General features: G+C 35.6%; 16 protein-coding genes. 5 read left to right on the top strand and 11 right to left on the bottom strand.

From position 1 onward, the window contains the following. Positions 1–80: 80 nt before the first annotated feature. Positions 81–2150 (top strand): molybdopterin-dependent oxidoreductase, encoded by a 2070-nt coding sequence (locus EGI24_RS00805; RefSeq protein WP_255046263.1) that lies wholly within the window; start codon positions 81–83, stop codon positions 2148–2150. Here EGI24_RS00805 and EGI24_RS00800 read toward each other — a convergent pair. The 3 genes from EGI24_RS00800 to EGI24_RS00790 are packed head-to-tail and all read right to left on the bottom strand — an operon-like array spanning position 2142 to position 5713. Further along, positions 2142–3680 carry an amidase gene (locus tag EGI24_RS00800; protein WP_255046262.1) on the bottom strand — a complete coding sequence of 513 codons (1539 nt, stop codon included), beginning with the start codon at positions 3678–3680 and terminating at the stop codon, positions 2142–2144. The two genes, EGI24_RS00805 and EGI24_RS00800, sit on opposite strands and share 9 nt — an antisense overlap. Before the next feature lie 16 nt (positions 3681–3696). Beyond that, a complete protein-coding gene (locus tag EGI24_RS00795; RefSeq protein ID WP_255046260.1) occupies positions 3697–4083 on the bottom strand; it encodes a hypothetical protein in 387 nt (128 codons plus the stop codon). Between the two features lie 7 nt (positions 4084–4090). Further along, positions 4091–5713, bottom strand: a complete 1623-nt coding sequence (locus tag EGI24_RS00790) for a S41 family peptidase (protein WP_255046258.1) — start codon at positions 5711–5713, stop codon at positions 4091–4093. A gap of 320 nt (positions 5714–6033) precedes the next feature. On the opposite strand from EGI24_RS00790, the gene EGI24_RS00785 reads away from it, so the two are divergent. Further along, positions 6034–6633, top strand: a complete 600-nt coding sequence (locus EGI24_RS00785) for a hypothetical protein (protein ID WP_255046256.1) — start codon at positions 6034–6036, stop codon at positions 6631–6633. An 88-nt stretch (positions 6634–6721) separates the two neighbouring features. Here EGI24_RS00785 and EGI24_RS00780 read toward each other — a convergent pair whose 3' ends face one another. Next, the gene (locus tag EGI24_RS00780; RefSeq protein ID WP_255046255.1) at positions 6722–7585 is read right to left on the bottom strand and encodes an SDR family oxidoreductase; all 864 of its coding nucleotides are present in this window, start codon (positions 7583–7585) and stop codon (positions 6722–6724) included. Positions 7586–7700: 115 nt separating this feature from the next. On the opposite strand from EGI24_RS00780, the gene EGI24_RS00775 reads away from it, so the two are divergent. From EGI24_RS00775 to EGI24_RS00765, 3 genes are all read left to right on the top strand, one after another. Continuing rightward, a complete protein-coding gene (locus tag EGI24_RS00775) occupies positions 7701–8096 on the top strand; it encodes a helix-turn-helix domain-containing protein (RefSeq protein ID WP_255046254.1) in 396 nt (131 codons plus the stop codon). Positions 8097–8208: 112 nt separating this feature from the next. After that, entirely contained in the window at positions 8209–8841 is a 633-nt protein-coding gene (locus EGI24_RS00770) for a hypothetical protein (RefSeq protein WP_255046253.1), read from the top strand. Between the two features lie 21 nt (positions 8842–8862). Beyond that, complete coding sequence (locus EGI24_RS00765; RefSeq protein WP_255046252.1) at positions 8863–9738, top strand: TraB/GumN family protein; 876 nt, start codon at positions 8863–8865, stop codon at positions 9736–9738. A 101-nt stretch (positions 9739–9839) separates the two neighbouring features. Here EGI24_RS00765 and EGI24_RS00760 read toward each other — a convergent pair whose 3' ends face one another. From EGI24_RS00760 to EGI24_RS00730, 7 genes are all read right to left on the bottom strand, one after another. After that, positions 9840–10784, bottom strand: a complete 945-nt coding sequence (locus EGI24_RS00760) for a polysaccharide deacetylase family protein (RefSeq protein ID WP_255046251.1) — start codon at positions 10782–10784, stop codon at positions 9840–9842. 263 nt (positions 10785–11047) lie between these two features. After that, positions 11048–11671, bottom strand: a complete 624-nt coding sequence (locus EGI24_RS00755; RefSeq protein ID WP_255046249.1) for an outer membrane beta-barrel protein — start codon at positions 11669–11671, stop codon at positions 11048–11050. Positions 11672–11936: 265 nt separating this feature from the next. Further along, a complete protein-coding gene (locus EGI24_RS00750; RefSeq protein WP_255046248.1) occupies positions 11937–12524 on the bottom strand; it encodes a hypothetical protein in 588 nt (195 codons plus the stop codon). A 212-nt stretch (positions 12525–12736) separates the two neighbouring features. Then, complete coding sequence (locus EGI24_RS00745; RefSeq protein ID WP_255046247.1) at positions 12737–13456, bottom strand: 3'-5' exonuclease; 720 nt, start codon at positions 13454–13456, stop codon at positions 12737–12739. Positions 13457–13469: 13 nt separating this feature from the next. Then, positions 13470–14414, bottom strand: a complete 945-nt coding sequence (gene nadA / locus EGI24_RS00740; RefSeq protein ID WP_255046246.1) for a quinolinate synthase NadA — start codon at positions 14412–14414, stop codon at positions 13470–13472. Positions 14415–14419: 5 nt separating this feature from the next. Beyond that, positions 14420–15241, bottom strand: coding sequence for a hypothetical protein (locus EGI24_RS00735; protein ID WP_255046245.1), 822 nt, complete (start codon positions 15239–15241; stop codon positions 14420–14422). Positions 15242–15488: 247 nt separating this feature from the next. Beyond that, positions 15489–17294, bottom strand: a complete 1806-nt coding sequence (locus EGI24_RS00730) for a tetratricopeptide repeat protein (protein WP_255046244.1) — start codon at positions 17292–17294, stop codon at positions 15489–15491. Positions 17295–17317 lie beyond the last annotated feature (23 nt).

The raw sequence follows: 17317 nt of genomic DNA, 5'->3' as shown, positions 1-17317 counted from the left end.
CACTTGTTTTGCTGAAACCTTCTTTTAAATTATTAATTACAAAAAAATAACTAATTTGCTTCAAATCAACCTAAAAATCAATGGAAACGCATTTCAGAACTTGCAATCTCTGTGAGGCCATGTGTGGCTTAAAGATTACCCAAGAAAATTCAGAAATACTGAAAATAGAGGGTGACTTTGAGGATTATTTTAGCCGAGGGCATATTTGCCCGAAAGCCAATGGCCTGAAAGATATTTACTTAGACAAAGATCGACTGAAATTCCCCATAAAAAAGACCGAAAACGGCTGGCAACAAATTTCTTGGAATGAAGCATATGCATTGGTGATAAGTAAAACGAAGGAAATTCAAGAAAAATATGGCCGAGATGCCATAGCGGTTTACCAAGGCAATCCAACCATTCACAACCTTGGTACCACCATGTTTGCTCCTGAGTTTTTCAAGTTAATGAAGACCAAAAATATGTTTTCTGCGACTTCTACTGACCAATTGCCACATCATTTTGCATCGTGGTTGATGTATGGCCATCCGATGCTTTTGCCTGTACCTGATATTGATCATACCGATTATATGCTCATCATCGGTGGTAATCCACATGTCTCAAATGGCAGCATGATGAGTGTGCCTGACGTTGCTCACCGCCTTGAGGCAATTAAAAGTCGTGGTGGAAAATATGTGGTTATAGATCCCAGAAAGACCGAAACTGCAAAACACGCCTCTGAACATTTTTTTATAAAGCCTAACACCGATGCCTTCTTCTTGATTGGTTTGATTAAAGAAATTTTAGATTTAAAAGATTTAAAATTAGACGAAACTATTTTTGAAGGATTTGAAGACCTAAAAACCGAAATAAACAATTTTGACCTGAATGACATTGAACAAATAACGGGTATTTCTAAAGAAATATTAAAAAAAATTGCGAATGATTTCTGTAGTTCGCCGACTGCAGTTTGTTATGGAAGAGTAGGTGTATCTACCCAAGCTTTTGGCGGTATTTGTCTCTGGCTAATCAATGTTATCAACATCATTTCGGGAAATTTTGACAAAAAAGGAGGAGTAATGTTTACGCTGCCTGCCATAGATTTTATTGGAAATGCTAAACCCAAAGATAGGTTTTCGAGATGGAAAAGTCGTGTGAGTGGCTATCCTGAGTTTATAGGGGAGTTACCCGTAGCTGCTTTGGCGGAGGAAATGTTAACAGAGGGCGATGGGCAAATTAAAATGTTGTTTACCAATTGTGGAAATCCTGTTTTATCCACATCAAATGGTGTTCAATTAGAAAAAGCCCTAGAGTCTCTCGAGTTTATGGTGTCTTTTGATATCTATCTCAACGAAACCACCTCTCACGCAGATTTAATTCTGCCCCCAGCCACTGGACTAGAAAACCCGCACTATGACCTTACTTTTCATGTGTTGGCCATTAGAAATTCCGCCAAATATAGCCCTCCGCTTTTTGAAAAAACCGAAGGGGCAAAATACGATTGGGAAATTTTTCAAGAATTACGAAACCTATTTTTAAACGAAAATCAAGCTACTGTTCCGCCCGAAGTTAAATTAGATTTGGGTCTAAAATTCGGCCCATACCAACTTTCGATGGCTGTTTTAAAACAAAACCCACATGGAATTGATCTTGGGCCATTGAAACCCATTGCTGAAAATCGCATTCAACAAAGAATAAATCTTTGTCCTGAGGTATTGGCTAAAGATCTCTCTCGATTACAGGATGCTAAACATGAATTTTTTGTGCCGGATTCTAAACAATTTTGGTTAATTGGCCGCCGACATTTACGGGACAACAACTCTTGGATGCATAATTCTGCAAAACTTATGAAGGGCAAAAACCGCTGTACACTTCTGATTAACCCTGCAGATTCAGAGTCTTTAGGTTTAAAAGAGCATGAAATAGCCGTGATAAAGTCTCGTGTTGGACAAGTGGAAATTCCAATTGAAATCAGTTCGGATATTATGTCTGGCGTAGTAAGTATTCCACATGGCTATGGGCATCATAGAATAGGCACAAAGCAGGAAATTGCGAAGCAATATGCAGGGGTGAGTATCAATGACCTTTCTGACGAAAAAGTAATTGACAGACTTACAGGTAACTCAGCTTTTAGTGCAGTTAGGGTAGAAATTATGCCAAAATCACTTTAAAAACTTTGGCGATTTTCTATGTAATGTGCCTTGTTCATACGCATAAGCAATGCTCAACAATTGTGGTTCGGAATATGCTTTACCAAAAAAAGAGATGTTTACAGGTAGTTCACCAACAAAGCCCATAGGAACAGAAATGTTTGGATAACCTGCTATGGCTGCTGGCGAAGAACTTCCCAAATGAAAGGTATCGCCTTTTTGCCAATCGGTTTTCCATGCTGGGCTACCTGTTGGAGCTATAAATGCATCAAGCTTTAAATCATTCATTATCTTGTCTATACCCTCTTGTCTCATTTCTTTATGCATTTTGGCTTTAGCATCTAAATACGCCTGATCGGTTATTGGTCCCTTTTTTATGGCATCTCCTATCAGTTTCTGATCAAAAATTCCTGTTTCTGTTTGGTCAGATGCATTGAAAGTAAATAAGTCGTCAATGCTTCTAATTTTTACGGAAGCTGGCAATTCTGCAAAATACTTGTTCAAACCGTCTTTAAACTCATAAAGTAAAACCTCAAAAGAACTTCTGCCGGTCTCTTTGGTGCCTATTATGGGTATTTCAAAAACCTCCGCACCTTGTGATTTCATATAATCTACGGCTTTAAAAAACAAACTATCAACACTTTTCATTTTGCCCAAAGGCGGTTGAAATATGCCCAGCCTTTTGCCCTTTAATCCTGATTTTTGTAAGAATTGGGAATAATCCAAATACGATTTTCCTATTGATTCTTTCGTTAAGCTGTCTTTGGTATCTACTCCTGTCATGAATCCCAAAGCAATGGCAGCATCGGTGACATTTCTAGTCATTGGGCCTGGCGTATCCTGTGAATATGAAATAGGAATGATACCTGATCGACTCAAAAGGCCAACTGTAGGTTTAAAACCTACCACACCGTTTGCATTGGCTGGGCAAACTATAGAGCCGTTGGTTTCGGTTCCTATGGCCAACAAGCAAAAATCTGAAGAAACTGCCACGCCAGATCCCGCACTTGAGCCACAAGGATTGCAATCTAGCTTGTAAGGGTTATGGGTTTGATTACCCAATCCGCTCCACCCACTTGAAGATTTGCTCGACCTAAAATTTGCCCACTCGCTCAAGTTTGCTTTTCCTAAAATTATAGCTCCTGCATCCCTTAGTTTTTTTACAATAAATGCATCATTTAGGGCTATTGATTCTACCAGTGCCCTAGAGCCTGCTGTGGTTGGCATTTTGTCATGGGTATCAATATTATCTTTTAATATAACGGGTATTCCATGCAATTTGCCCCTATCCAATCCTGCTTTTAGCTCTAAGTCTGCTTTTCTCGCCAGTGCCATTGCGTCAGGATTAATAACGAGCATGGCGTTTACAAGAGGGTTTAGAGAATCTATGCGTTTTAGGTAAATTTGCGTAAGCTCAACTGCTGTTAGCTTTCCATTTCTAATCTCTTTGCCTACAGACTCTATTGTAGCATTTTCAAAGTCAAATTTTTGAGCTTGGGAATTACAAAAACTAAAAATCAATAAATTCAAAACCAGTAAAAGCTTTCTCATAATCTATGTCTGGGGTTTATTTTTCTCTTGCCAAAATAAAGCATAAAAAACTCAATATAAACGTGATGGGTGTGGCTATATATTTTTCTAAATTATTGACCGCAAAAAGATTTCCTATGGTATTTAGGGCAAACAAAATGGTCATTATCCATAATAGTAAAGAAATGATTTTGGGCGAGATTTTTACTTTCCAAAATCCTGATTTTACCAAAACAACGGCGATAAATATCAAATTTAAAACAATGGAAAATGCCTCAAACTTTAGCATTTCTTCCTGCGTTTTTAATCTTCCGCCCCAAACATTTTGAAATGGTACTATTCCAAATATCACTAAAAAATGAAATATGACTATAAGTATAAACAAAATCAGAATTACAGCCTTAACACCTCTATTTTTTGTCATTTCTTATTTAAAACTTAGTCAATCCAATTTTAATCATACTGTCGTCTTGATTGATAATCTGATAGAATTCATTGGTTAGGCCACTCTTCTCGTTGTTTTTCCAAATGTTTCGAGCAATCAAGGCCTTCACATGGGTTTTTATGAATGCTTTTGATTTTGCGTAGTCTTTTTCAGAAAACCTCACTTGATTTTTTGTTCCCAAAGACTTCACATCCGCAAGCATTTTCTCATCAACTTGGAAGTTTTTAAGATAATTATCAAAGCCCATTGCTTGTATTTTAGCAGTGTTGCTTACTGTAAAGTTAAGGCTATATTCTCTAAAAATATTTTTAGAAAACATCTCTACCAAATATGTGGTGTAATAACTTGTATCTTGTGGTACAAAAATATCTGGGGTTATGCCGCCGCCGCCATAAACGGTGCGACCACCTTTGGTTTTAAACTTAAGCTTTTGATTTGACTTTATGCTATCTTTCACAAAAAGCTCCTTACTTGTATATCTGTTGTGCATATCTTCCATATAATCCTCCGATTTGCCCAATTCATACGGTTTCTGAATACTTCTTCCACTTGGAATATAATATCTTGAAATCGTCAGTCTAAGCTCTGAACCGTCTGAAAGTTGGATGGGTGCTTGAACGAGGCCTTTGCCGAATGTTCTTCTGCCTACTATAGTAGCACGGTCAAAATCTTGAAGCGAACCACTCACAATTTCAGAGGCCGATGCACTGCCTTCATCTACCAAAACAACTATTTTGCCTTTCTCAAAAATGCCTGATTTTGAGGCTTTTACTTCATAATTGTTTGATCGATCTTTGCCTTTGGTATAAACTATCACATCATTGCCTCCCACCAATTCATCTACCATATCTGTGGCTCTATCCATATATCCGCCTGGATTTCCTCTAAGATCCAGCATCAGCTGCGTCATGCCTTTGGCTTTGAGTTGTCCTAAATACAATTTAAACTCATCGTAGGTAGTTTCAGCAAAACGGTTGACCTTTATGTATCCTGTCTTTTTATCGGCCATTAAGTATGCAGCGTCTACAGAATAGGTTGGAATTTTATCTCTTTTAACATTGAAAGATAAAAGACTTTTAGTGCCTTTTCTTTTTACGGTCAACTTAACGATTGAGTTTCTTGGTCCTCTGAGACTTTTAAAAACTACGTTAGAATTAAGGTTTTTCCCCGTAAGGTTCACCGTGTCTGCTTTGAGAATAATGTCTCCTGTTTTTATACCAATAGCCTCCGAAGGTCCACCAACCAATGGAGAAACCACAAAAAGTGAATCATTAAAAATATTGAACTCTACCCCTATTCCGTCAAAACCATTGTGTAGGTCAGCACTGGCCAATTCTGCATCTTGAGGTGGTAAAAAAGCCGTATGGGGGTCGAGTTTTTCTAACATTTTCTCGATGCCATATTGCGAAAGAGAGTCAATGTTTACCTCATCCACATAGCTTTTGTTGATGTGCATAAGTACTTCTTTAAAAACTGAGTTTGTACCCCCGCTATTAGAAATAAAGGTTTTTTTGCCAAAAAAAGAGGCCCCTAAAATAATGCCTAAGACGAGTGAAACCGCTACCGCAATTGGTAAAATAATAGATTTTTTATCGTTTTGATAACTCATTTAATAAATTGAAAATTGATATTCTTAAGAACGCAAATTACCTATTTTTTTGTCTAAACTTATATATTTTGGACCAGTATGTATGCCATTTTATCAAGAAATTAATTTTTTTCAAAACAAACATCTATATTTTAAAATGAAACTTTTACCTTTAGAATACATTTTGTTGACGGAATAGAAACGTAAGACGCCAAAATAAGTTTCGGATTCAGGCGTTTTAATATCAAAAAAATAGGATTTTAACCTTTCTACGATTCAATTAAATTTGAAAAAGATGGGTTTTATAGAAGAAACTGTGCTTTAATACCCATAAATTTTTCGTGAAAAAAACCATATTTACACTTTTAATCCTGGTTTTTTCTTTTGAAGGAATCGGACAGATATCGTATCGCACCAGATACCAAAGGGCTGTGTTTCTCGAAACTTTTGCTGTAAGCCCTATTTTTTCTTTTAACATGGATCATGCCGTAAACCGCCGAATGAAGTCATTCACGGATATTAGATATGGCATCGGTTTTGTGCCTGGTTCAAAAAAACTAGATACATTTGGTTGGAGTGATAATGGCTTATCTTTACCTATGTCCATTACACAGAATATCTTAGTGAATAATTTAAAACGAAGAATTAAACAGCGGGTATCCTTAAAATGCAAATCGACCCCTTCAAAAATATCCATAGAATGGTTTGCTGAAGTTGGTGCTGCTTACACGCCTGTTTTTTATGGGATTTCAGAACCTCGCCATAATTTTTCGGGTATAATTGGTCTCCGCCAACAAGTGGTGTTTGATATTCCTCCCAAACCAAAAGTTATTTTCTTGAAACTGCAGTACACCCCAAAATATTATAAAGGAAGTTTCTCTTGGAATCCAATTACCGGATCAACTAACATTTTTGGTATGAGTTTAGGGTTTTCTATTTGAGATTATTTCGTCTATTTTGATTATAAAAAACGAAGCTCAGGCAATCTTAATTAGAAATACCTGAACTCAATTGGAAACTTAAGAAAAATCAAAGCTTATAAACGGCTTTCAAATATGTTCTTATGTTTGTTGGCTTACGTCCTAAAAACCTTTCTAAACTGTCATATGTTTTGTTGAAGTCGTTGTTTTTGATACCTGCGGCAAACATTACAGACATTTGAATGATTGGTTCTGGCAAACCAAACTGCTTCAATGTTCCTTCAAAAACCTCACTTTCTGGATTTATGTAGCTTACGGCTTTTTCTGAGAGCTCCGATAATATAGCTGCTACTTCAGCAAATGAAATAACCTCTGAGCCTGTCAAATTATATGTTTGGTTTACGTGCCCTTCGCTAACCAAAATGTTTGCGGTGGCTTCGCCAAGGTCTTCTCTTAAAGCAAAGGCAACCTTACCCTCTCCAGCAGGAAAGAAAACACCTGTTTCTATTACATTTTCTCCCAAAAACATTGGTATTACCTCTGCATAAAGGCTATTTTGAAGAAATGTGTAACTCAAGCCAGTTGCTTTAAGATAATCTTCTGTTAAAAAATGTTCTTCCAAAAGCGGTTTCAGCGGTGATGAATTGATGTTGTTCATGGTCACGCCCGTGTAAAACACATGCTTAACTCCTGCCTTTACGGCAGCGTCTATTGCATTTTTGTGTTGCCCAAGTCGGTCGTTGAAATCATTTGACGAAATCAAAAGCAATTTATCTATACCTTGAAATGCGGCCAATAAACTCTCGCCATTTTGATAGTCTCCTACTCTAACATTGACGCCTTTTGCAATTAAATGATCTGCTTTGCTTGCGTCTCTTACCAATGCTGCTATTTGGTTGGTTGGTATTTTCTCTGATAATTTTTCTATAACAATTTGTCCCAATTGTCCTGTCGCTCCTGTTACTAGTATCATTTTTTTTAAATTTGATTATTGATGCACAAAAATACATTATCTTTGCTATATAAAATATATCAATATACTTAAGTATAGCAGTATAGTAAAGTATAGTTATTTGATTATCAATAAGATGAAATTCTTTGAAAAACTAGAAAACGTCAAAAAGTGTCCAGTATCTTATGTTTTGGCTGTGCAGGATACCCTAAATGCATTCCATGGAAAATGGAAAATGCCTATCATAGGTACATTACTTTTCGGCAAAAAACGATTTAAGGAAATAGAGCGAGAAGTAAGAAAGATTACCCCTAGAATGCTTTCTCAAGAATTAAAAGACTTAGAAGTAAATGGCATAGTGACCCGTACTGTGTACAATACCACACCAGTAACTGTAGAATATGAATTGACTCCATCAGGAAGGGAATTGCATCATGTGATGGAATCTATGATAACCTGGGGCTTACAACACCGCCAAACCAACATTATGGAAACCTTACCGGCATTGAATATGCCGAAACAAAGTGCTTAAAGCAGTTTCGTTGAAAATATGTGATTTACAACTCTTTATAAATTATATCTGATTGATAAACTTGTAGTTGGCATAATTTGTGTGGATTTCAATAAGAAATTCCCATTTCATAATGAAAAATCCGCTCTATTTTCTTGCCATTTTAATAATTGCATCTAACTGTGGCTACTCGCAAATATCTCGCACTATTTTAGAAAAAACTATACCCCTAAGTTTTGCAACTAATGTGAATATTAAGAAAGAATCGGGCTCCGATTATCGCAAACTTCTTATTGAGGGAGAAGAAATATCAAAAATTTATGTCTCCAATGGAGTATTGGATGTCAAATTTGAAAATGAAACATTTAAGGCAATGCCTGAAAATTATAATATTGGTATCGCACTAATTAAGAATAATTCAGGGAAAGTGGTCGGAATGAGCAAGAAATATGGTAAAGTTCACTTGGTCGGTATTGGTAATCGAATATTTAAATTAGAAAAGCTTGATAGTCAAACGCAATACAAATTATGGGAATTGCAAGATGGTAAATCAGAGAATAAATCAGTACCCAAAAAAATAATCATTCAACAAGGCCGACACCAAATGGAAATTTTTCATAACCTCGATGATATTCCTTTAACCGCTATTCCTTTTATTATCAACACCAAAGGTGTCGATAATAATATTGCCAATAAAGCATTAAAAGGATTCTTAGCAACATTGGCCTTAACAGCAATTAGAGTAGCCATAGCAAGTGCTTATTAACACCATTTACTACCTAAAAAAATGAAGAAATTATTAGTAATAGTACTTACTTTCTCCCAATTCTCCGTATTTGGACAATTAGAAAATACCCTTTTATGGCAAATCTCTGGAAATGGACTTGAAAAACCGTCGTTTTTATATGGAACCATACACCAAATTTGTTATTCAAATTTACTTGTAAAACCCAAACTTGAGAAAATCATAAAGACGTCGAATAAAGTGTTTTTAGAGATTGTTTTTGACGAAGAACTCAACGATTTTAAATCGCATTACGACTCATACTTGAAAAATGGGAAAACCTTGAGAAGCTATTATACAGCTGAACAATATCAGCTTTTGGAACAGATGTTTAATACGAAAATGGCTTCCAAAAATGTTAGGCTTTCTTTTTACAGTAATTTTAAACCTTCCGAAATTTTAGGGTTTATCATACCCAATGCATTCCAATGCCAAAAATGGACTTCTTATGAAGCGGAAATATCGAAAATAGCCAAGAAAAACAAGGTTAGCGTTTCGGGTTTAAAAACCTATGAAGAGCACAATTCTTTTGAGTCAGAAACGGATAGTACTATTAAAGCAAATGCTGAGAAATTATATGATTTGATAACCAACCCTGATACCAAAAAAGATTATTTTGGTGAATTTAGTAAACTAAAAGGTTTGTATTTTGAGGGCAAAATAGACGAATTGTATAGGGATGTTACCAATGACAAGTCTTTTATAGAAAATGAATTATTATTAGATTTTAGAAATAAACTCTGGATTCCAAGGATTTCAAAGTACTCTCAAAATGGTCAGATGTTGTACGCATTCGGGGCTGCTCACTTGGCGGGAGAAAATGGTGTTATAAACTTACTCAGAAAAGCTGGTTTTAAAGTGACTCCAGTTTTCGAGTGATTTTTTTGAGGGGTTAAATCTGCTATTCCATCCTTTGGGTCTACAATTTAATTTATCGTCCTTTACCAGGTCTGACCTGCGGTACCGACCTTCCTCTTGAATTACTTCTGATTGCTTAAGTCTGCCACATATTTGGGGGTTTCGGGGTCTCCTTTGAAGAAATCACCGGTTTTGCCTTGTGAAATGGCCCAGCGATCAAGCCACGAAATGCCGTATCTGCCAAATTTTGTTATGGGTGTTTTATATGCTTCGTCCGCCACTGTTAAGTCCATTGAGGTAAATTTATACCCGTTTTTGGTATATATTTCGGCTAATGCTTGGATATAATCTGCATTTAAAAGGCTGGCGTGAATGAGCAATATTTGCGGAATTTGTCTGTTAAAAAGCCCTTGAGACATCTTTTCGTAATAAAACATCTTTTGCTCCATGTAACTGATATAGTCTTTACCTATCGTTTGGGCTAAAACCGTATCTTTCTTTATCAGTGCTTTTTGATAAGCATTGGCAAAGAGGTAATCTTCGTTATCAATCGTAACTGGAGCAGTAGTATAATCGTGCTTATTTAGGAAGTTTTCTAAAGAGTCTGCTCGGTTTTTAGTGTCCCCGACATGCAAAAAGGGATGCCGAAAATACTTCATTTCCTTGTTGTATTTGCGAAGTAATGCTTTGGTGATTTTCTCTCCTTTCAGTATTTCGGCCGTAAAATCACTAAAATCCACATTGTTGAAATCTTTGTGGCGAAGCGTATGATTGCCCAAATCCATTCCATATTTCAGCCATTTCTCGAGATTCTCCTTTTGGAAAGTTATGACTTTTCTTTTTGCATCATACATTTTACCCTCGTTTACAAAGCAAATGGCCTGTATTTCATACTTTTTTAAGCCTGTTAATAATTTGTCGGTAATCTGATTGTGAAATTCGGGCGTATTTATTCCGTAATTCACCACCGGAAGGTCATCAATGCTAAAACAGACTTGCTTTTGCTGGGCAAATAGTGGTGAGGTTGAGAGAATGAGGAGAAATAGTAGGGTTTTTAGTATTTGCATTCGGTTTTTATTGGGCATATTTTACTTTAGGTTTTTAATTATATTGTTTCACTTACATTTTCTGCGGGTGAAACCCGCTTTTCACACCTATGAAGGCAATAGCCTTCGCAGAGCTGGTTAAGGTATAAATTGGTATGTTTGCATTATAAACACCAGTGGAGTTAACTTGACTAAATAATTTAGAACTAATAATTAAAAGAATAAGAAACTGTAAGGCTTTCATGAGAGGGCTTAATTTAAAGTATTTAATATTGTGGCTATTTTTATTTTTGAAAGTAATATGATAAGTTTATTAATACTGTATTATAATGTAGGCTATTTTCTGAGGATCGAATAGCACTAATAATATTTCTATTATAGCTCATGTCTATTGAGAGCTTTTTAAATAGTTTATATTCTAAACCAAGACCCCCAGATAAATTTATTTTGTTCAAAGTTGATTTTACATAATACCTATTGCCATATTTATTTCTATTTAATAAATAGTCTACCTGGGGACCCGATTTAAACATTAACTTATTAGTTAAATTATAGCAGAAGTTATTATGTAAGGAAATATGCTGGAAATCCATATTTTGAACAGGAGGATAAGGAAAATCTAGAGAACGTTTGATAAAACGTAATTCTGATGATAGGCCTATTTTTTTACCGATAATCATATTTTTTTTAATTCCTATTGAAAAATCAGGTATTATGTTTGTTGAAAATGTTCTTTTAACTATAGGGTCTCCAACTTTTTCTGGTGTCCATTTTTCAAAAACAAAATTACTTTTATTCAAACTTAGGCCGCCGGTAATACTCCATTGAGCATTAGTTATTAATGGAAAAACGACCATTAAAGCTATTTTCAACAACTTTTTCCTCATTATATTTCTTCTCTTTTTCATTTTAAAATCAAAGTTTTAAGTGCCAATTGTGTCAAACATTTCTTCCAAAAATCTATCAACATACACTGCTCAGGCCAAAGGCCAATTACACAGTACGGATAAAGTATCCGTGTCAAAGCGGAGATTATATTGTTTGCGTTCAAATGTTGTTTTTCTATTTATCTCATTCTCCATTTTTGCGGATTAAAAATCATTTTTATCTAGCTTCGGGATTGTCTTGCGGAACATCCCTAAGAGCCGGACATCCCAAAGTGCCTGGGTTAATTTATTTTTTTAATATTATATTGGGATAGTTATTTACTTTCTTTTTGAATATGGAGAAATGAACTGTTAAGGCTAAGGTTGATACTTTTAGTCCTGCTTGATTATAAATTACACTTGAGATTTCTTTAAAATTGAAGAAATATTGGGCATTTATAAGAACTTTTGGACTTAGTTTATACCCTAACCCAATTAGACCTGAGGTACTTTGTGGTTTGACCCAATCAAGGCTTTTCTTCTCATAAATAAAGAAAAATGTAGTACCATAATCAATGATAAATTTTTTGTACAATTTGTTGTTGAAATAGAACGGAATAGCAATGTTTTTTTCCGTGGTCGGAGGTGTGTTTTTATAATTATAGTTTCTAGGAAAATTTAGGATGCCCATATTTAAAAGAAAATTTCCATTTTTTGATAGCTTAAAGGAATTATTTAATCCAAATACAGTTTTTGGCCTAAAATTGTCAATATGACCAGGAGTTAATTTGGAAAGCAAGGTACTTTCAGATACACCTCCTAATAAGCTCAAATCCTGTGAAAAAGCTAAATTTGAGATTGTTAAGAAAATTACCAAAAGCTGGTGTTTTTTCATTTTATAATTTATTTTTTGATATCTATTAAAAGTCAAACTCCCAACCACATGATATTACTTTGTACCCGTATGTTTCTGTCTTTAAATAAAGCAAAACATAATAGTTTTCATTTTACAATTCAAAATTCCTATCAAACCGTACTTTTTAATTAGTTCAGTTGTCTATTCAAGTCTGACCTGCTGTACTGACTTTATGAGGTTAATTTTCAATCTCATACCCTGTAAATATTCCCCTCTTCCAAAATATCCCTACCATTGATTTTGAGGTACAATTGGGCCAGAACAACTACGTCTTCGCGGCAATATTCGGCTATTTTTTGGAGGTTGTTTTGGTGGTAATAATTGGTGTTTACTTCTGAGCCATCCATGAGGCTTTTGGAGCCTGGTATGTCGAAAACTGAGGCCAGTAGGTCGAGAGAAGTATAGTTTTTATAGTCGCCAAATTTCCAGAATTCTAGGGTGTCTATGTGCATTACTTCCCATGGTTTTTTACCGGTAATGTCTAAAACTGCAGGTAAATTTATGCCATTGATGAGCATTCTTCGGCACAAATAGGGAAAATCAAACTCTCGGCCATTGTGGGCACAGAGTATTAGATTTCCTTTGGCAGTGTGTTCTTCTACAAGGTTTTTGAATTCGAGCAACAATAGTTTTTCGTCTGTATTGACCAATGTCTTGGCTCTGAACTTGGTATCTTGCTCATAAAACCCTCCTACTCCAATGCAGATCACTTTACCAAACTCGGCGTAAATAGCCGCTCTTTCAAAATACAAATCCTCGGGCTCCCGCTCACCCTCATTTTTGAGTTTGCTCGCTTTTCTTCTCCAATGGTCCTTAAGCCTTTCTGGCAGCTCCGAAAAGTTTTCTGTAAGCGACACCGTCTCAATGTCGATAAATAGTATGTTTTTTAGTTGTAATGGAGTCTGTGACATGATTTATTGTGTTTTATAACCCAAATCTTGCCGAGATCTCTAGCATGCGATCTATGGCCGCTCTGGCGTCTTTTATGGTTTGCTCTGGTAATATAATCTCTGGGGTTTCGTCTTTCAAGCAATTGTAGAGTTTCTCCATGGTGTTGAGCTTCATGTGCGGGCAATCTTGACATGCCTGACATGCTCGACCGTCTTTTGATGTTGGTGCCACGTGGAACACTTTATCTGGAGAAGCTTTCTGCATTTGGTGCAAAATGCCCGATTCGGTGGCTACTATAAATTCTTTTTTCGGGCTGTTGATGGTATATTTCAACAATCCTGTGGTAGAACCAATGTATTCTGCTAGATCTAAAACAGGTTTCTCAGATTCTGGGTGGGCAATAACGCAGGCTTCGGGATATTTTTCTTTCATGTCCTTCAACATTCTCGCTGAAAATGCCTCATGAACCATACAAGCTCCGTCCCAAAGTATCATGTTTCGGCCTGTTACTCGATTGATGTAGCCCCCTAGGTTTTTGTCTGGTGCAAAGATAATTTGTTTGTCGGCCGGCACACTTTCTACAATTTTGATGGCATTGGTACTCGTACATACTATGTCTGTAAGTGTCTTCAACTCTGCCGAGCAATTGACATAAGAAATCACCACAGCATCCGGATAATTTGCTTTGAATGCTTTGAATTTATCTGCTGGAGCGGATTCTTCGAGTGAACAACCTGCATTGATATCTGGCAACACGACTTTTTTGTTTGGAGAAAGAATTTTGGCAGTTTCGGCCATAAATTTTACACCAGCAAAAACTATTAAATCAGCCTCCGTTTTGGCTGCCTCTTGCGAAAGACCCAAACTATCACCAATATAATCAGCAACATCTTGAATATCGGCAGTTTGGTAATAATGTGCTAGTATTACGGCGTTTTTCTCTTTTTTAAGTCTGTTTATCTCTGCTACAAAATCCATCTTTATTATTTACAAGTATATTTAAATGTTGCTACGTTTATGATTTGACCGTCTTTGGTATAGCTGGTCTCTTTTATGCAATTGTTGTTTGCGTCGTACTCTTTTACTTTTCTGTTGGCCTGCTCGTTTCGGTAATAACTTAGCTCTTCTGTTTGGTTAGAACCCGCGTATTTATATTCTAATCTATAATCTTCTTTATTGTTTTTGGTATAGGCCGTTACTTTTGTCAATAGGTCGTTGGTATAGTCCAATACCGTATAACTTTCCAGTTGACCATCCAGAAAATCTTCTTTTTTGGTCAAATCATTTTTGTTATTGTATTGATACTTTTCTGTCTTTTTTACCTTTCCTAATAAATCTTCTGACTGCTTTTCCACAGTTTTTCCAGATGTGGATAGTATCTTTTTTTCTGTAGAAATTATGTTGTTTTGAGCATCATACTTCGTGAATAACTCTGTATTAGCATTTGTTTCTGATACATGTTTCGCAGAAACAGTTCCATCTTCATTCAGGAAAACCTGCTCAAGTTTATTGTCAACCTTAATCGTTCTGTTGCTTATTTTATTTTCTTTTGACTCTGATTCGGATAAAAGGTTACCCACATTATCAAAAGTTTTGTTGACGGTTCGTGTAAGTTGATTTTTAAAATAATATTCTGTTTTGGTCGGTTTATTTTTGGAGTTGTATTCAAAAAGTACCTTTGAACTTACGCCAACTCCATCAAAATACTGGATAGTTTCTCTCGAAAGAACATTGTCAAATTTATCATATGCTACCAAAATTTTGTTGAGGGGCTGATCTCCTTTTGTCAAAATCATTTCGGTCATTACACAGCTTTTACTTTGAGCAAACAATAAATTGCTTAATAAAAAGAGGGTCAGAAATATCTTTAAGGACTTGTTCAAGTTGATTTGTTATTTTTTTTCAAAGATAAATAAAAAACTGATGGTGTTAAAAAAGCTTGGATTTAATAGGTAGTTAAAAGGTGCTTTTTTAAATCTAAAAATTGGCCTAAGAAAAATAAATTGGCATAATATTTATTTACTTATCCACACACAAAACATTGACTAATAATTAATTAACACCGTCTCCACGCAATTCTCTAAATCGTATTCTAGCCTGGGCTCCGTATATACTTCCTGGATAATCTCTTAACAACTGTCTGTAGTATTCCATTGCTTTTACGTTGTCTTTGAGATTTTCTTCGGTTACTTTAGCCAATGTAAACAAAGCGTCGTCGGCCAAGATATCATACTTGTAGTTTTCTAGAATATTTTTTAAATCGGTTACTGCTTCATCTATTCTATTGATTTTCAGCAATGTATTGGCTTTTAACCACAATATCTCATCGGCTAAACTATGACTCTTGTATTGATTAAACAGGGCATTCAGTTTTAGAATACTTTCTTCGTATCTATTTTGGAAAATAAGTAAATCTATTTTGGAAAAATCTGCCATGGCTACCTCCGAAGTATCTAATCCGGTATTGTCCTGAATTAAGAGACTTAACTGCATGGCATCGTTCGATATTTCTCTGGTTGTAGCCTTTTTCAATACATCCAGAATTTCTTTTGATAGTTCAAATTGCCCTGTATAATACTGAAGTTTCGCATTTTTAAGTTTTGCTATCTCTCCCAAATTATCTTCTCTTTGTGATTTTTCCACTTGCATGTAAAGCAAGGTGGATTCCCAAGGCTCATCTTTGAGAATATATATATCTCCCAAGTCGAGTTTGCATTGATCTTTGAATTTTTGGTTGTTTCCGGCCCCTGTAATGGCCGATTGCAGTATTCCTATGGCTCTATCATGTTCTTGCAAATAAAAGGCGTTTAACAAGGCCATATTACGCAAAGCATCCACGGTTTTTTGTGTTATCCCAACATCTGCTATAAGTTGTTGATATTGACCTATTAATTCCTTAATCTGTTGATTATCAATAGGAAAAGTAGTTTTTACTAATTCTTCTTTGCTTTGTATTAACCATCTGCGGGCATAGGGATACAATTCGCCATCGGGGTATTCTTCCATAATGTACTGGTACATTTTCGAAGAATTTTTGAAATCTTTGGCATTAAAACTCTGACCTGCAAGTTCAAACATTTTAAAACCTGCAAGTTTTAGTCTTCTGTCCAATGCCCTTGCTTGTATAAAAGCCCTGGCATAATCTGCTTTTTGAGTAAAATGCCAAATCAATATCTCGGTATTGAAGCTCTCGTTGGGATCTGCCTGAATTTTAGCGTAAAGCATTTTTTCTAACATATCTATCTCCTTATCGCTTTTAATGTTGTCTTGAATGGTAGCCTGTACATATGAATAGTTTTTGCTCCTCTGGCCAAAGCCAAGCACCTCTTCGAGCATCTTATCCTTCTGGTCGAGATATAGATATGCACGAGCAAGCTGAGTATCAAATTTAAAAGGATCTTTGCTTTTTGATCTTGAACTCAAAAGTAATTTTACGGCTAAATCAATTTTATTGGCTTTATAAAAAAAATTCTGAAGTTCGTAAACATATGCATCTACTTTAGCAGCTTCTTCAATCAATTTATCATATTCTTGATTGGCCACTTCACCTTTGCCAGATATTTCAAAAAGTTGAGCTAAATCCGCCTTATAAGATATTTGATTGCTATTGTTCTTTATTTGAGCTCTCAGAAATTTATCTGCAGTCGCAAAGTCTTTTAGCTTTATCAAAGTAGCTAAATACTCATTATGTATAAGCCTCGCTTGATCTTTATTGGTACTCAATTTTTTATAAATCTCAGCGGCTTTGTCATATTCCCCTTGTTTGAAGTATGTATTGGCCAAATCCAGCTCCTGTGAAAAGACAGCAAGACAAGTAGCCAGCCAAATAAAAATCGTTTTTCTTATTATAGAATTCATATAATATAAAAGAAGATTATTAA

The organism is Lacihabitans sp. CS3-21, assembly GCF_024343675.1.
GTDB lineage: Bacteria > Bacteroidota > Bacteroidia > Cytophagales > Spirosomataceae > Leadbetterella.
This window is presented reverse-complemented; position numbering and strand designations above follow the sequence as displayed.

What these genes read in the sequence shown, in the direction of transcription:
- EGI24_RS00765 (WP_255046252.1), top strand. Translation starts at nt 8,863, where the DNA reads ATGAAGAAATTATTAGTAATAGTACTTACTTTCTCCCAATTCTCCGTA.
- EGI24_RS00790 (WP_255046258.1), bottom strand. Translation starts at nt 5,713, where the DNA reads ATGAGTTATCAAAACGATAAAAAATCTATTATTTTACCAATTGCGGTA.
- EGI24_RS00805 (WP_255046263.1), top strand. Translation starts at nt 81, where the DNA reads ATGGAAACGCATTTCAGAACTTGCAATCTCTGTGAGGCCATGTGTGGC.
- EGI24_RS00770 (WP_255046253.1), top strand. Translation starts at nt 8,209, where the DNA reads ATGAAAAATCCGCTCTATTTTCTTGCCATTTTAATAATTGCATCTAAC.
- EGI24_RS00755 (WP_255046249.1), bottom strand. Translation starts at nt 11,671, where the DNA reads ATGAAAAAGAGAAGAAATATAATGAGGAAAAAGTTGTTGAAAATAGCT.
- EGI24_RS00750 (WP_255046248.1), bottom strand. Translation starts at nt 12,524, where the DNA reads ATGAAAAAACACCAGCTTTTGGTAATTTTCTTAACAATCTCAAATTTA.
- EGI24_RS00745 (WP_255046247.1), bottom strand. Translation starts at nt 13,456, where the DNA reads ATGTCACAGACTCCATTACAACTAAAAAACATACTATTTATCGACATT.
- EGI24_RS00775 (WP_255046254.1), top strand. Translation starts at nt 7,701, where the DNA reads ATGAAATTCTTTGAAAAACTAGAAAACGTCAAAAAGTGTCCAGTATCT.
- EGI24_RS00800 (WP_255046262.1), bottom strand. Translation starts at nt 3,680, where the DNA reads ATGAGAAAGCTTTTACTGGTTTTGAATTTATTGATTTTTAGTTTTTGT.
- nadA (WP_255046246.1), bottom strand. Translation starts at nt 14,414, where the DNA reads ATGGATTTTGTAGCAGAGATAAACAGACTTAAAAAAGAGAAAAACGCC.
- EGI24_RS00730 (WP_255046244.1), bottom strand. Translation starts at nt 17,294, where the DNA reads ATGAATTCTATAATAAGAAAAACGATTTTTATTTGGCTGGCTACTTGT.
- EGI24_RS00780 (WP_255046255.1), bottom strand. Translation starts at nt 7,585, where the DNA reads ATGATACTAGTAACAGGAGCGACAGGACAATTGGGACAAATTGTTATA.
- EGI24_RS00795 (WP_255046260.1), bottom strand. Translation starts at nt 4,083, where the DNA reads ATGACAAAAAATAGAGGTGTTAAGGCTGTAATTCTGATTTTGTTTATA.
- EGI24_RS00735 (WP_255046245.1), bottom strand. Translation starts at nt 15,241, where the DNA reads ATGACCGAAATGATTTTGACAAAAGGAGATCAGCCCCTCAACAAAATT.
- EGI24_RS00760 (WP_255046251.1), bottom strand. Translation starts at nt 10,784, where the DNA reads ATGCAAATACTAAAAACCCTACTATTTCTCCTCATTCTCTCAACCTCA.